At 71.7% G+C, this 15116-nt stretch carries 9 protein-coding genes; 4 read left to right on the top strand and 5 right to left on the bottom strand.

The genetic code is table 11. The features are described 5' to 3' along the window. Positions 1-17: 17 nt before the first annotated feature. A complete protein-coding gene (locus tag IF655_RS09780) occupies positions 18-1448 on the bottom strand; it encodes an MFS transporter (protein WP_199583714.1) in 1431 nt (476 codons plus the stop codon). A 178-nt stretch (positions 1449-1626) separates the two neighbouring features. Between IF655_RS09780 and IF655_RS09775 the strand changes: the two genes are divergently transcribed. Next, positions 1627-2514 carry a helix-turn-helix transcriptional regulator gene (locus IF655_RS09775; RefSeq protein ID WP_199583713.1) on the top strand — a complete coding sequence of 296 codons (888 nt, stop codon included), beginning with the start codon at positions 1627-1629 and terminating at the stop codon, positions 2512-2514. Positions 2515-2572: 58 nt separating this feature from the next. Here the strand turns inward: IF655_RS09775 and IF655_RS09770 are convergent, their stop codons facing one another. Next, positions 2573-4021 (bottom strand): MFS transporter, encoded by a 1449-nt coding sequence (locus IF655_RS09770; protein ID WP_199583712.1) that lies wholly within the window; start codon positions 4019-4021, stop codon positions 2573-2575. Between the two features lie 230 nt (positions 4022-4251). Between IF655_RS09770 and dusB the strand changes: the two genes are divergently transcribed. The 3 genes from dusB to IF655_RS09755 all read left to right on the top strand — a co-directional run bounded on the left by dusB (position 4252) and on the right by IF655_RS09755 (position 8657). Further along, positions 4252-5385: a tRNA dihydrouridine synthase DusB gene (gene dusB, locus IF655_RS09765; RefSeq protein WP_199583711.1), complete on the top strand. Its 1134-nt coding sequence runs from the start codon at positions 4252-4254 to the stop codon at positions 5383-5385. Between the two features lie 341 nt (positions 5386-5726). Then, entirely contained in the window at positions 5727-6245 is a 519-nt protein-coding gene (locus IF655_RS09760; RefSeq protein WP_199583710.1) for an SRPBCC family protein, read from the top strand. Between the two features lie 87 nt (positions 6246-6332). Continuing rightward, a complete protein-coding gene (locus tag IF655_RS09755) occupies positions 6333-8657 on the top strand; it encodes an FdhF/YdeP family oxidoreductase (protein WP_199583709.1) in 2325 nt (774 codons plus the stop codon). A 64-nt stretch (positions 8658-8721) separates the two neighbouring features. Here IF655_RS09755 and IF655_RS09750 read toward each other — a convergent pair whose 3' ends face one another. The 3 genes from IF655_RS09750 to IF655_RS09740 form a co-directional block, all read right to left on the bottom strand. Beyond that, a complete protein-coding gene (locus IF655_RS09750) occupies positions 8722-10452 on the bottom strand; it encodes a CDP-alcohol phosphatidyltransferase (RefSeq protein WP_374100226.1) in 1731 nt (576 codons plus the stop codon). Positions 10453-11624: 1172 nt separating this feature from the next. After that, on the bottom strand, positions 11625-13568 hold the full coding sequence (locus IF655_RS09745; protein WP_199583708.1) for a glycogen debranching N-terminal domain-containing protein: 1944 nt from the start codon (positions 13566-13568) through the stop codon (positions 11625-11627). Further along, positions 13565-15013, bottom strand: coding sequence for a trehalase family glycosidase (locus IF655_RS09740; protein ID WP_307814893.1), 1449 nt, complete (start codon positions 15011-15013; stop codon positions 13565-13567). The genes IF655_RS09745 and IF655_RS09740 overlap by 4 nt, the downstream gene beginning before the upstream one ends. Positions 15014-15116: the final 103 nt, after the last annotated feature.

Below are 15116 nucleotides of genomic sequence, written 5' to 3'. Positions count from 1 at the left end.
TCACGCACCCCGCCCCCTCACCCCACCTCCCGAGGCAGTCGCAGGCTCAGCAGTCCCGTGACGAGAATCGCTCCCAACTGGGTGACGAGCGCCGCGAGGAGCGCGTCCCGCATCCCCAGGTGAGGGATCAGGCTGAGGAACAGCGCGCCCAGGGTGGCCACACCGAGGGCGAGGGACGCCTGCTGGGTGGTGGTGAGGACACCGCTGCCCACTCCGGCGCGGGCGGACGGTACCTCCGACAGGACGATGCGCAGCAGGTTGGGCAACTGGAGTGCCTGACCGGCGCCCGCGACCGCCGCGCCCGGCAGCAGCGTGCCGAGACTCAGGTGCGGCCAGTCCTGCCACACCGCCAGCGCGATGAGCAGGATGCCGATGCCCTGGAGCACGGACCCGGTGGCCACCACCCGCGTGCCGAAGCGGGCGATCAGCCGCGGTCCCGCCAGCGAGACGAGCAGGAACGACACCGCCATCGGCGCGAGCGCGAGCCCCGCCTTCACCGGACCGAGCCCCGCCCCCTGCTGAAGGCTCAGCGCGATCACGAACATGAACCCGCTGAACCCCAGCGAGAACGGCACGATGATCAGCAGCCCGCGCCGCAGCGACGGCGCCGCGAACAGGCTCGGCGGGAGCAGCGGGGTGTGTCCACGCCGGTCCGCGCGGCGCTCGACGGCGTAGAACGCCCAGGCGGCGACCGGGAAGGCGGCCAGCGACAGCCATGTCCACAGCGGCCAGCCGGTCGCACGGCCCTCGGTCAGCGGGGCGAGCAGCGCGAGGAGGGCGACGGCGAGCAGGACGGTGCCGGGCACGTCTACCGGTTCCGGGTGCCGGGAGCGGGTGTCGGGGACGCGGCGGACGGCGAGTACCAGACCGAGGACGACCACGGGCACGTTGACGAGGAAGATCGACCGCCAGCCGGTGCCCGCGATGTCGGCGGCGACCAGGACGCCGCCCAGGATCTGCCCGATCACCATGGAGAGCCCCGCCGTCGCGCCGTACAGGCTCATCGCGCGGGCGCGGCGGCCGCCGGTCGTCGTGGCCTGGATGGTGGCGAGCACCTGCGGAAGCATCATCGCCGCCGCCGCGCCCTGCGCTGCCCGCGCCGCGACCAGGCTCCACGCGCCCGGCGCGAGCCCGCACGCCAGCGAGGTGAGCCCGAAGGCGGCCATCCCGGCGAGGAACAGCCGCCGCCTGCCGAAGAGGTCGCCGAGCCGCCCGCCGAGGACGAGCAGGACGGCGTAGGTGACGCCGTACCCGGCCACGACCAGTTCCAGTACCGCCTCGCTCGCGTGGAGGTCGGAGCCGATGGCGGGCAGGGCGACGTTGACGATGAAGAAGTCGACCAGCGGGAGCGCCGCGGCCAGCAGGACGGTGAGCAGCCCCGGCCCGGTGAGGGTGGGTGCCGCCGCCGGGGCGCGTACGGTGGGCGCGCGGTGGAGGGTCTCGGTCATGTTCACGAGCCTGCGGCGTGGCGCAGACGGGTACCAGAGTGTCCTCATCCTGGTACCGGAACTACCCGCCAATCCTCTCCGTCCGGCCGGGCAGACTCGTCAACCTGGTACTGATTCCCGCTCATCCTGGTGGCAGAAGTACCTGGAAACGGGGTGGGGGCGGGCGCATTCTGGAACCATGTCGACCATGGCCCAGGAAACCGCCCCGGAGACCACCGCTCCCGTGACCAGGAGCGCGGAGATCCGGCGCCATGAGCTGGCCACGTTCCTGCGCAGCCGCCGCGAGCGCATCCCGCCCGAGCAGGTGGGGCTGCCCCGGGGCGCGCGGCGCCGTACGCCGGGACTGCGCCGGGAGGAGGTCGCGCACCTCTCCGCGGTGGGCGTGACCTGGTACACCTGGCTGGAGCAGGCACGCAACATCCAGGTCTCCGTCCAGGTGCTCGACGCCCTCGCCCGCACCCTGCTGCTCGACCCCAGCGAGCGGGCCCATCTCTTCCAGTTGGCCGGGGCCACCGACCCCACGCCCGCCGCGACCTGCCCGAGCCTCACCCCGGCCCTGCGGGACGCGCTGCGCCAGATGGAGCCGTACCCCGCCGCCGTGCAGAACAGCCGGTACGACATCCTGGCGTACAACCGCGCCTACGCCCGGCTGCTCTGCGACCTGGACGCCGTCCCGCCGGAGGACCGCAACTGCGTCCTCCTCGCCTACACCCACCCCGAATGGCGCTCCTCGATCGTCCACCTCGACGACACCCTCCGCCTCATGGCCGCCCGCCTCCGCGCCTCCCTCGCCGGCCACCTCGGCGAACCCGCCTGGAAAGTCCTGCTGAAGCGCCTCCAGGCACTCCCCGAGTTCCGCGAGCACTGGGAGCGGTACGAGGTCGTCGGCAACCGCTCCAAGACGAAGGAATTCCTCAACCCGTACGTCGGTCACCTGACGCTGGAACACACCGACCTGTGGCTCAGCCCCGACCCGGGACCCCGGATGGTGATCTACACCCCGAAGAACGAGGAGACGCGGGTACGGCTGGAGCGGCTGTACGAGCTGGCGTGCGCGGCGGGGTGAAGGGGCGGGAGCCGTCGGCGGCGGGGCGGACCCGGCATCGAGTGAGCCGGTACGCGGCTCAGACGCGCCCCGCCCCCACCGCTTCCCGTACCTCCGGTGCCTCCAGCCGCTCCGCCGTGCGGGTGGCCGTGGTCCGGGCCCAGCGGCCGCTGGTGACGTAGCCGAGGACCAGGACCGTCGCGCCGCAAGCCGTCAGGATCCACCAGCCGGGGCGGGCGGCGGAGACGAAGGCGTCGCGGTAGGGGGAGTCGCCGATGCCGGAGGCGAGGACCGCGCCGATTACCGCCACGCCCAGGGTCTGACCTAGCTGGCGGCTCGTGGAGGCGACCGCCGCCGCCACGCCCGCCTGGGCGCGGGGCATTCCCGAGACCGCCGTGTTGGTGATCGGGGCGTTGACGAAGCCGAAACCGATGCCGAAGAGGACGTAACCGGCGAGGAGGGTGAGGTTGGAGGTCTCCGCCTCGAAGGCGGCGAAGAGGATGCCGCTCAGGGTCATCGCGGCGCCCGCCAGAAGCAGGGGTATGCGGGGACCCCGGCTGCCCACCAGGCGCCCGGAGAGGGGCGCGCAGAGGAGGGTCGGGGCGGCCATCGGGAGCATCCAGAGACCCGCGTGGAGCGCGTCCAGACCGCGGACGTTCTGGAGGTAGAGCGTCGACAGGAACAGGAAGCCGCCCAGCGCCGCGAAACCGCTCACCGCTATCACCGTCGCCCCGCTGAAGGGCGCCGAGCGGAAGAAGCGCAGCTCGATCAGGGGTTCCGCGCGACGGGGTTCGTAGATCAGCAGGGCAAGCAGCGCGGCCAGCGCGACCGCGCCGAAGGGCAGTACCGTCGCCGCGCCCGCGTCCGGCGCCTCGATGATCGCGTACGTCAGGGAGCCGAACAGGGCGATCACCAGGAGCTGCCCGACCGGGTCCGGGCGGCGCGGCTTCGGCGCGCGGGACTCCGGGACGAAGCGGAGCGTCAGGAGCAGGGCCGCCGCGCCCACCGGCAGGTTGACCCAGAAGATCGAGCGCCAGCCGACCGACTCCACCAGCAGCCCGCCGACCAGCGGACCCGCCGCCATGGAGATGCCGACCACCGCGCCCCACGCGCCGATCGCCCGCGCCCGCTCGCGCGGGTCGGTGAAGGTGTTGGTGATGATCGACATCGCGACCGGGTTGAGCATCGAGCCGCCGACCGCCTGGATCATGCGGAAGACGACGAGCAGTTCCAGGTTCGGCGCCAGCGAGCACAGCAGGGACCCGACGGTGAAGATCGTCAGACCGGTCATGAAGACGCGCTTGCGGCCGATCCGGTCGGCGGTCGAGCCCGCGAGCATCAGCAGGGAGGCGAGCACCAGGGTGTAGGCGTCGATCGTCCACTGGAGGCCGGAGGTGGTCGCGTGGAGGTCGCGCTGCATCGAGGGGAGCGCGACATTCAGGGCGGTGTTGTCGAGGCTCACGATCAGCAGGCTCATGCAGCAGATCGCGAGCACGAGCAGCCGCCGCCGGTGGCTGAGCTCGGGCATGGGCTCCATCGTACGCCCACTTCAATAGTGCGGCTAACTAATTACCAATGCACGGAAATCGGTGAAAGGGCGGGCGCCCGGGGGACATGAGGGACAATGGACGGCGGCCCTCGCCCCACCGGCACCGCGGCCCCCGCCCACCGGCACCGTTGGCCTCCAGCTCACCGGCACCGGGGGTCCCCGCCCCACCGGCCACCGCCGCCCCACCGACATCCGACCCGGAGCCCCTGATGAACCAGCCCCTCTCCATCGGCCCGCACGCCGTGGCGCCGCCCGTCGTGCTCGCACCCATGGCGGGGATCACCAACGCGCCCTTCCGCACCCTGTGCCGGGAGTTCAGCGGGGGCAAGGGGCTGTTCGTCAGCGAGATGATCACCACCCGGGCGCTGGTCGAGCGCAACGAGAAGACCATGCAGCTCATCCGGTTCGACGAGACCGAGAAGCCGCGCTCGATCCAGTTGTACGGCGTCGACCCGGCCACCGTCGGCAAGGCCGTCCGCATGATCGCGGAGGAGGGTCTCGCCGACCACATCGACCTGAACTTCGGCTGCCCGGTCCCCAAGGTCACCCGCAAGGGCGGCGGCTCCGCGCTGCCGTACAAGCGGAACCTGCTGCGCGCCATCCTGCGCGAGGCGGTCTCCGGCGCGGGCGACCTGCCGGTCACCATGAAGATGCGCAAGGGCATCGACGACGACCACATCACCTACCTCGACGCCGGCCGCATCGCCGTCGAGGAGGGCGTCACCGCGATCGCGCTGCACGGCCGTACCACCGCCCAGCACTACGGCGGCACCGCCGACTGGGACGCCATCGCCCGGCTCAAGGAGCACGTGCCGGAGATCCCGGTGCTCGGCAACGGCGACATCTGGTCCGCCGAGGACGCGCTGCGCATGGTCCGCGAGACCGGGTGCGACGGCGTGGTCGTCGGGCGCGGCTGTCTGGGGCGCCCGTGGCTGTTCGCGGACCTGGTCGCCGCCTTCGAGGGGCGTACGGACGAACTGGCGCGCCCGAGCCTGAAGGAGGTGGCCGACGTCATGGTCCGGCACGCCACCCTGCTCGGGGAGTGGCTGGGTGACGAGGCGAAGGGCGTGGTCGACTTCCGCAAGCACGTCGCCTGGTACCTCAAGGGCTTCGCGGTCGGCTCCGAGATGCGCAAGCGGCTCGCGATCACCTCGTCCCTTGAGGCGCTGCGCGCCGGGCTCGACGAGCTGGACCTCGACCAGCCCTGGCCCACCGGCGCCGACGGCCCGCGCGGGCGTACCTCCGGCAACAACCGCGTGGTCCTGCCGGACGGCTGGCTGAAGGACCCGTACGACTGCGCGGGCGTCGGCGAGGACGCGGAGCTGGACACGTCCGGCGGTTGAGTGCCGCGGGGTGTCGCGAGAAGGGCCGGGCCGCTCGGGGGCTCGGCCCTTCGCCGTGGCCGGACCCGGCCCGCTCCTGCTTCACCGGGCGGTGGTCGGTCCAGGACCCCGGTAGCCGGTCCAGAACCCTGGTGGCCCGTCGCGGACCCCGCGCCGGAAAATCCTTCCCGCCTCGCATCTGCGGACCCCCAGCCGTGGCACGTCGCGGCACCGACGTTCCGATGCCGTGAACTCCGCCGGAAAAGCTCGCAAATGCCCTTCCGGGGACGGTGATTCCGCTGTGGCGACCCCTCGGTGCCCCCGCAAGACTTGAGGCAACCGTGCCTGGAAGCGGGTGGATCATGAGCACCATCGAGCAGTCCGTCGAGGTCAGGGTGCCGGTGCGTACGGCGTACGACCAGTGGACGCAGTTCAAGAGCTTTCCCCGGATGATGCGACCCGTGCTGCGGGTGGATCAGGTCGGGCCCGCGATGACCCGCTGGAAGGTCCGGGTCGGGCCGCTCACCAGGGAGTTCATGGCCGAGATCGTCGAGCAGCGGCCGGACTCGCTGATCGCCTGGCGCGACGCGGAACGGCACCCCAGGCACTGGGGCGAGGTGTACTTCCGCGCGGCAGGTCCTGACCGGGCGGTGATCGAGGTCCATCTGCACATCGAGCCGCACGGTCTGCTGGACCGGCTGCCCGGCTCGGTCAAGCGCGTGAGCCAGGCGGTCCGCGAGGCGCTCGACAACTTCAAGGAAGTCATCGAGGGGCTCGGCGCCGCGAACGGCGCCTGGCGCGGCTCCGTCCACCACGGCCGGGTGACCCCGTCGGAGCCGAACCCGCCCCGCAGCCGGGTGCCCAAGTGGCCCGTGGGCTGAAGCCCGGACCACGTACCCGTTACGGGCGAACGCGCAGGTCAGAGGGGGGCGCGGACCTTACGCCGGACAGAGCGAGAGGCAGTTCCCATGAAGAAGGCGCCGAAGCACGAGCCCGACGAGCCGTTGGTCGTCACCTCCCCCAAGAAGTGGGCGGCGGGCGTCCCGGCGGTGACGCACGCCCTGGAGTACTCCCTCGACGAGACGACGCTGCGCACCACCGCCACCACCCTGCTGACGATGAACCAGGTCGGCGGCATCGACTGCCCCGGCTGCGCCTGGTCCGACCCCGCGCCGGGTCACCGGCACATGAACGAGTACTGCGAGAACGGCGCCAAGCACATCAACGACGAGGCCACCGCGCGCCGGATCACCCGTGACTTCTTCCGCGCGCACCCGGTGTCCTGGCTGAACGAGCAGTCGGACCTGTGGCTGAACCAGCAGGGCCGTCTCACCGAACCCATGGTCAAGCGGCCCGGCTCCGACTACTACGAACCGATCAGTTGGCACGACGCGCTGGGCCTGATCGCCGACGAGCTGAAGGCGCTCGACCACCCCGACGAGGCGGTCTTCTACACCTCGGGACGGGCCAGCAACGAGTCGGCGTTCCTGCTCCAGCTCTTCGCCCGCGCCCTTGGCACCAACAACCTGCCCGACTGCAGCAACCTGTGCCACGAGACCAGCGGCTTCGGGCTGCACGAGACGCTGGGCACCGGCAAGGGCACGGTCGCCCTCGAGGACTTCTACCAGTCAGACCTGGTCTTCCTGGTCGGGCAGAACCCGGCGACCAACCACCCGCGCCAGTTGTCCGCGCTGGAGAAGACCAAGGACAACGGCGGCAAGATCATCTCGGTGAACACGCTGCCCGAGGCGGGTCTGATGCGGTTCAAGAACCCGCAGCAGATCCGGGGCGTCATCGGGGACGGCGTCAAGATCTCCGACCTGTTCCTGCACATCCGCAGCGGCGGCGACCTCGCCCTGTTCCAGGGCATCAACCGGCTGCTCCTCGAAGCCGAGGACGCGGCACCGGGCACCGTGCTCGACCACGACTTCATCACCGACCACACCTCCGGCTTCGAGGAGTTCAGCCGCCACGCCCGCACCGTCTCGTGGGACGACATCCTCACCGCCACCCAGCTCACGAAGGAACAGATCGAGGAGGTCCGGGACTACGTGCTGCGCGCCAAGCGCGTCATCGTGTGCTGGGCCATGGGCGTCACCCAGCAGCGGCACGGGGTGCCGACCGTCCGGGAGATCGTCAACTTCCTGATGCTGCGCGGCAATCTGGGCCGGGTCGGCTGCGGCGCGAGCCCGGTGCGCGGGCACAGCAACGTCCAGGGCGACCGCACCATGGGCGTCTGGGAGCAGATGCCCGACGAGTTCCTGGACGCCCTCAAGGCCGAGTTCGGCTTCGACCCGCCCCGCCACCACGGCATGGACTCCGTCAAGGCGATCCAGGCCATGGGCGAGGGCAAGATCAAGGTGTTCCTGTCGCTCGCGGGCAACTTCGTCCGCGCCGCCCCCGACACCCACGTCACCGACGAGGCGATGCGCACGTGCCGCCTCACCGCGCAGATCTCCACCAAGCTCAGCAAGGCGCACACGGTCACCGGCGAGACCGCGCTGATCCTGCCCTGCCTGGGCCGCACCGAGATCGACATCCAGGCGAGCGGCGTGCAGTTCGTCACCGTGGAGAACACCTCCAGCGAGGTGCACACCTCCTTCGGCAAACTCCGCCCCGCCTCCCGGCTGCTGCTCAGCGAGGTCGCCATCCTGTGCCGCCTCGCCGACCGCACCTTCGACGGCAAGTCCACCATTCCCTGGCGGGACTTCGAGTCGGACTACGGCAACATCCGCGACCGGGTGGCCCAGATCATCCCGGGCTTCTACGACTTCAACCGGCGCGTCGCCCGCCCCGGCGGCATCAAGCTGCCGAACCCGGTCAACGAGGGCGTCTACGCCACCGCCACCGGCAAGGCGATGTTCACCCGCAACGACTGGGACATGTCCACCGCGCCGCCCGGCCATCTGGTCCTCCAGAGCATGCGCTCCCACGACCAGTGGAACACCATCCCGTACACCGACAACGACCGCTACCGCGGCATCCACGGACGCCGGAACATCATCATGGTCAACCCGGACGACATGGCCGAACTCGGTCTCTCCAGGGGCGAGTTCGTCAACATCATCGGCGTCTGGGACGACGACGTGGAGCGGCGGGTCGACGGCTACGAGGTCATCCCGTACCCCACCACCAAGGGGTGCGCGGCGGCGTACTACCCGGAGGTGCAGCCGCTGGTCCCGCTGAACAGCCTCGCCGACATCAGCAGGCAGCCCACGTCCAAGGGGATCGTGGTCCGGCTCGAACCGGGCACCGCGCCGCCCGGAACCAAGCCCACGGAGTTCCGCGACTGAGGAACGACAGTTCGGGCCGGCCCCCCGAGGGGCCGGCCCGAACTGTGCTTGCTCTGCTGCCCGTTCAGCCCTTCTTCGGGTGCGGGGTGGAGCCGTACGCCGTCAGGAAGCGGTCGCGGAAGGCGCTCATCTTCCACACCGGGGCGTCGTGCGCGGGGCGCAGACCGTCGGACCAGCCCCAGTCCGCCACCTTGTCGAGGACCTTCGGGTCCTTGGCGACGATGGAGATCGGCACGTCACGGCTGGCGTGGTTGCCGCTGACGCGGGCGATGGGCTGGTGGTCGCCGAGGAAGACCAGCACGGTGTCCTTGCTGCCGTACCGGGTCAGCCACTGGGTGAGCGCGGTCACCGAGTACTGGATCGACTTGCCGTACTCCTCACGGGACTTGGTGGTGTCCGCGATGACGTCCGCCGACTTGTTGCCCGCCGCCTCGATGCCCTTGAAAATTGAGCCGTTGCCGAGCTGGTCCCAGCCGACCATCTTCGGGATCGGCGCCCACGGCTGGTGGCTGGAGGTCAGGATGACCTCGGACATCAGGGCCTTGCCGTCGGTGCGCTTCTTGCCGTGGACGCGCTGTTGGAACTGCTCCAGGGCGTACTGGTCGGGCATCGTGGACCAACTGAACTTCGGTCCCTTGTAGCCGAGTTCGAAGGCGTTGTAGACCTTGTCGAGACCGTAGTAGCTCTGCTCCGGCCACGCCTTCTGCACGCCCGGCATCACGCCGACGGTGTCCCAGTCACCGGTCTTCTTGAACACCTTGGTGAGGCTGAGGTGGTCGCTGGCCATCACCGTGCGGTAGCGCTGCTGGTTGCTGATCCACAGCCCGGACAGGGTGGTGGAGTGGCCGAGCCAACTGCTGCCGCCGTACGTCGCGGAGGTCAGCCAGCCGCTCTTGGCGTGGTAACCGGCCTTCGCCAGCGCCTTGGTGCGCTCGTCCAGGGTCTTGTCCACGCCGGGCGCCATGATCGGGTCCTCGATCGCGCTGCGGCCGTAGCTCTCGATGAACGTGAAGAGCATGTCCTTGCCGCGGAGGTCGGGCACGAGCTGCGCGGGGGGCGTGTTGCCGAAGGCGTCCACCTTCGCGACCTTCCCGAACTCCGCCTCGTCCTTGAGGGTTTCACTCACCCGCTCGGTCTGGCTCCGCATCACCACGGCGGTCGTGTCCGACGCGAGCGGCACACCGGCGATCTCCAGCCCCAGGGAGGAGCAGGTGATCCAGGCGACCCCGGCGATCAACGTGGCGCGGGTGGCGGTGCTCTGGTGCCGGGCGACGATGTTGCTCAGCCGCACGACGGAGAGGGCCAGCACGACGAACATCGCCAGCACGGCGACGATCAGCCCTGCCGTCGCCGCGAGCGTCGCCGTCCGGCCGAGCGAGTCCTCCAGATACGACTGCGCGTCCCCGAGCAGCGTCCAGTCGAGGACCATGTTGAAGTTCCGGCCCAGGTACTGGTGGAACCCCATGTCCAGCCAGTTCAGCACCGTCAGCGCGGCGAGCACGACACCGGAGACGGCAGCGAGAATCACCCTCGGGCGCCGGGGCAGCGCGAGCATCACCGCCGCGCCGACGATCGCCTCCCCCGGAAGCCGGAGGAACTTCGACGGACCGATCCCCACGATGCTGCTGGGCATCACGAGCGCCATGACGACGAGGATCGCGGCGATGACGGTGACGGCGAGGGAGAGGGTTCGGGCGGGGCCGGGGTTGTTGGCTCGCCAACGGGCTGCCCAGGAAGGAGGCTTGGGGGAGTCGGTGTCGCCGGGCGCCTTGTCGGTGTCGGAGTCGGACTCCACCGTGTGGTCCTCGACGGCGGTGGTTTCCGTGCCGCTGTCCGCGGGCGCGTCTTCGGAGCCGTTCGCGGCGGAGGTCGCGTCGGGGTGCTTCGCGGGGGCGTCTGCGGCAGCGGTGCCCTTCACGCCCTCGGCGGAGTCCGTGTCCTGCGTGGGGTCGGCCACTGTGTCGTCCCCGACGGGGGAGCGGTCGCTCGCCGTTCGGCGGGACTGTCCGTTGGCGCGAGGCGCGGGGGCTGCCTCGGCAGGGGTCGCTTCGGCGGTGCCGCTCCGGGTGGAGTCCGCGTCGGCGCCCTCCGCGGGGGCGGTGGCTTCGGCCTTCGGGCTGTCCCCGGCAGGGGAGGGCGCGCTCGCCTTCCGGCGCGGCTTCCCGTTCGCCCCCTTGCCCGGGGTCGCCTCAACTGCCTTGTCCTGGGCGGAATCTGTCTCAGCCCCCCGCACCGGGGTAGTGGACGCGCTCTGGACCGGGGCGGACTTCGCCGGGGTGGTCGGTGCGGACTTGGTGTCGCCCTGGGAGGGGGAGGCGCTGCGCGTCTTCTGGCGCGCCTGCCGGTTCGTGCCCTTGTCCGGGGTCGCCTCGGCGGCGCCGTCCCGGGCGGCGTCCGGGTTCCCCGTAGCAGCAGCCGTCGCGCCGCCGCTCCCGGCCGAGGGGGACTGCGCCGGGGCGGACCCTCCGTCCGTGCCCCCCGCAGAGGCGTCGGCGTTCGCGCCGCTTGCGGAGGTGGCCGTCCTCGCGGGAGCAGGCACGCCGTCCGTTCCCCCCGCCGGGGCGGAGTCCGCGTCCTCCACGGACGTGGCCGTCGCGCGCCCCGCCGGGGCGGGTCCTCCGTCAGGGTCCCCCGCAGGGGAGATGGTCGTCCTTGCCGGAGCCGAACCCCGTTCCATGTCCGCCGACGAGGCGTTCGTACCCCCGGGAGGGGCGGCCCCCGTCACAACGGTGTCGGTTCCCCCCGCCGGGATCGGTGACTGGCTCGTGTTCTTCTGCTGAGGCAACCCGGGGGTCCTTCCGTGCGCGGGCTGGGGCGGGGAGAGAGGGGGCGGGCCGCGCTGGGGAGGCTGGGCGGGACCGGTTCCGGTCCGGTCCGCCTGGCCCGCCGTCCTTCCGTACGGTCCGCCGCCGACCCACGTTCAGGGCGCTCGGCAAATACCGGGCAAACGCCCGGTCAAGGCTGATGTCACGCGCCCCCGACCGCCGTGAGGAGGGCGAGCGGGGCAGCGGCCGAACGGGATTCCCGTACGCAAGCGTGCGGGTACGGTACCGGCTCCGGATGCGTCTCGCGGTCGTACCCCGCCAGGACCTCGGGCAGCCGGTGACCGCCCGCCGTAGCCGCGTCCACCAGCCCGTGCGCGACCGCGCGCGCCTCGTCGTGGAGGCCGTAGCGCGCGAGACCGAGGGCGATGAGCGCGTTGTCGTGCGGCCAGACCGAGCCCCGGTGGTAGGAGAGCGGGTGGTAGGCGGCCTGCCCTGAGGCGAGCGTGCGGACGCCCCAGCCGGAGAAGAAGTCCGGCTCAAGCAGGCGGCGGCCCACCAGCTCCCCGTACTCCTTGTCCAGCAGCCCCGACCACAGCAGATGCCCCGCGTCGGAGGCCAGCGCGTCTATCCGGTGCCCCTCGCCGTCCAGCGCGAGCGCGGGGAAGGACCGTTCCCGCATCCAGAAGTCCCGCTGGAAACGGTCGCGCAGATCGGCCGCCGCCTGCTCAAGGAGCGCGGCGTACGTCCCGTCGTCCCACACCGTCCGCGCCACCCACGCCGTGCGGCGCAGCGCGTCGTAGGCGTACCCCTGCGCGCCCGCCGCCATCACCGCGCCGGTCGGCCGGGTGCCGTCGGCGCAGCAGATCGCGCCGGGGGAGTCCTTCCAGTTCTGGTTGGCGAGTCCGCCCTCGTCGGCGCGGTAGACCAGATAGCCGCGCGAGGTCAGCCCGCCGTGGTCCAGCATCCAGCCGATCGCCGCGCGGGCGTGCGGCTCCAGGCGCCGGGCGAGCGCCGCGTCCCCCGTGCGCTCCACGTACGCGCCGAGCAGGACGAGGAAGAGCGGGGTGGCGTCGACCGAGCCGTAGTACCGCCCGTACGGCACCTGCCCGAAGTGGGCCAGCTCGCCGTGGCGCACCTCGTGCACGATCTTGCCGGGCTGGGCGAGCGGGGAGCGCCCGGTGCCAGTGCCGCCGGCTTGGGTGGCGGCGAGCGCGGGCAGCGTGGCGGCGGCGAGTTGGGGGCGGTACGGCAGCGCGAACAGCGCGGTCAGCAGGGCGTCCCGGCCGAGCAGCGCGAGGAACCAGGGCGCCCCGCCCGCCGGTACGCGCAGTTCCTCACCGTCCGGACCCGTCGCCGGAACCTGGAGCGACGCCAGGTCGTCCAGACCCCGCGCACACGCCGCCGCCAGCTCGGGCCAGCCGGTCGGGAAGGCTACCCCCTCCACGAACCGCGCCTGAAGATCGCGGAGTTGTTCCCGCACGGCGGCGGGCGAACGGGGCACCCGCACCGCACGCCGGTCCCCGTGCGGCCGGGCCATCACTCGCAGCAACAGCTCCGCGCTGCCGTACGGCGGCAGTTCGAGCGTCCACACCAGCCGCCGCGCCCCCGTACCGGTCTCCTCCACCGCCTCCGGCGCCGGATCGGCAGTCACGGACGTACAGGACCGCCACTCACCGCGCCGGTACCCGAACTCGATCCCGTCGTCGAGGACTTGGCGGGTGCGTACGGCGCCGGCCTTGGCATACGTACGGTGGTCGGAGCGCAGCTCGAACTGGTCGGCGAAGTCGGCGTCCACGGTGAGCGCGAGCCGCACCGTGGCGGTCACCGCGAGATTGCTGGTGACCTTCAGCGACTCCACGAACGCCCGGTCCCCGACAGCCTGTTCACGCCACAGGGTGTACGGCGGCGGCTCCTGACGCCCCCCGCGCGGCACCAGCACACAGCGCGCCGTGTCCCCGTCCGCGACCGGCGTCAGCACCTCCGGCACCGCGCCGTCCACGGTGAGCTGCCAGCGGCTGAGATGCCGGGCGTCGCGCACGAACACCCCGTCCGGGGAGCCGCCGCCGCGCACCCCGCCGATGTCGCCCCCGTCCCCCACGGCGGCGAACGTCGCCCCGCGCACGAACAGATGATGCCGCTCCGTCATCGGTCCCCTCCCTCGTCCGTCCTGCCGCCGCTGTGGCTCAGGAGCGTGTCGTGCGAACTGTCCTTTTCCGTGCTGGCGTTGGTGTCCGGCGCCCCGTGCAGCAGGTCGAGGGTGAGAGCCGCCGTCCAGCCGAACGCGGGCGCACCGCAGGCGGCGCCGGTGTACGGGTCGACGTACTCCGCGAAGCCCGAGGAATCCGCCGTGCGCAGAAAGGCGGTGCGCAGTCCGTCCGCCAACTGCCCCTCGCCGTACGCCCGCAGCCCGCGCTCGATCAGCCAGGCGGTGTTGAACCACGCCGGTCCGCGCCAGTAGCGGTGCGGGTCGAACGCCTCGCCCAACAGGTCGTAGCTGGGCACGAGTTGGGTGGTGCTGCCGAGCCCGAAGTGCGGACCGCGCAGGGTGCGTACGAGCGCGGCGGCCACCTCGCGGGGCAGCCCCGGCAGCAGCAGCGGGACAAGCCCCGTCACGCCCCGCTCGCGCACCGGTCCACCGCCGCGCAGGTCACGGCAGAGGAACATCCCGTACGACGCGTCCCACAACCGCTCCACCAGGGCCGCCGTCAGCCGCTCGGCGCGGGCGTGGCGCGCGGTGCCCGGGGCGCCCAACTCGCGGGCGATCTCGGCGAGTGCGTGCTCGGAGGCGATGAGCAGCGCGTTGAACGCCGGGTCCTCCACGGCGAACTCCCCGCCGCCGTCGGCGTATTCACCGTCCCGGTAGTCGGTCGCGAGGCGCACGTACCGCCCGTAGTCCAGATCCGTCGGCCGGTCCTCGGGGGAGCCGTGGGCGAGGTCCGCGCGGCGGAAGGAGCGGGCCGGGGCGGGGGAGACGCGGGCCAACGGGGCGTCCCAGCAAGGGCTGTTGTCCATGCCCTGCTCCCAGGGGTGCACCACCGACACCAGCCCGCCCCCGCCGAGATCGCGCCGGTGCAGCAGATAGCGGTGCCAGGCGGCGAGCCGGGGATAGACCCGGGCGAGGAAGCCGCGCGCCCGCGACAGACCCGGGTCCGCCCGGTGCACCAGCCACGCGGCGAGCGCGTGCACGGGTGGCTGCACGATGCCGGACGTCTGTACGGTGCGCGGGGCGCCCGCGGCGCGTCCGGCGGTCGAGGAGCGCCAGAAGTCGGGGCTCGGGAAGTACGCGTCGAGCGGCACGGAGGGGTGGAAGACGATGTGCGGCACGCGCCCGTCCGCCCACTGCGCCGCGAGCAGCGTCTCCAGCTCGGTCTGGGCCCGCAGCGGCGAGAGATGGCGCAGCCCGATCGCGATGAACGCCGAATCCCAGGACCACTGGTGCGGATACAGGCTCCGCGAGGGGACCGTCGAGGCGCCCGTCCAGTTCGTCTGCAATACGCGGGCTGCCCTGACGTGCAACGACGCCGTGGGCGGCGGATCGTATGCGATCTCGCGCTCCGTGACACGGGCAGTGAGCTGGGCAGTGCGATCCACTCGGGGCTCCCCGAAGACGTCCGGCCGGCCAGGTTTGGTTGTGTCTACCGCAGGGTTACGTCTATTTAACACGCAAAACTCAATATGTAATGCAAGCTTGAGG

This window comes from Streptomyces sp. DSM 110735, assembly GCF_016482685.1.
Taxonomy (GTDB): Bacteria; Actinomycetota; Actinomycetes; order Streptomycetales; family Streptomycetaceae; genus Streptomyces.
The sequence above is the reverse complement of the archived record's forward strand: the minus strand, read 5'-3'. Positions and strand labels throughout refer to the sequence as shown.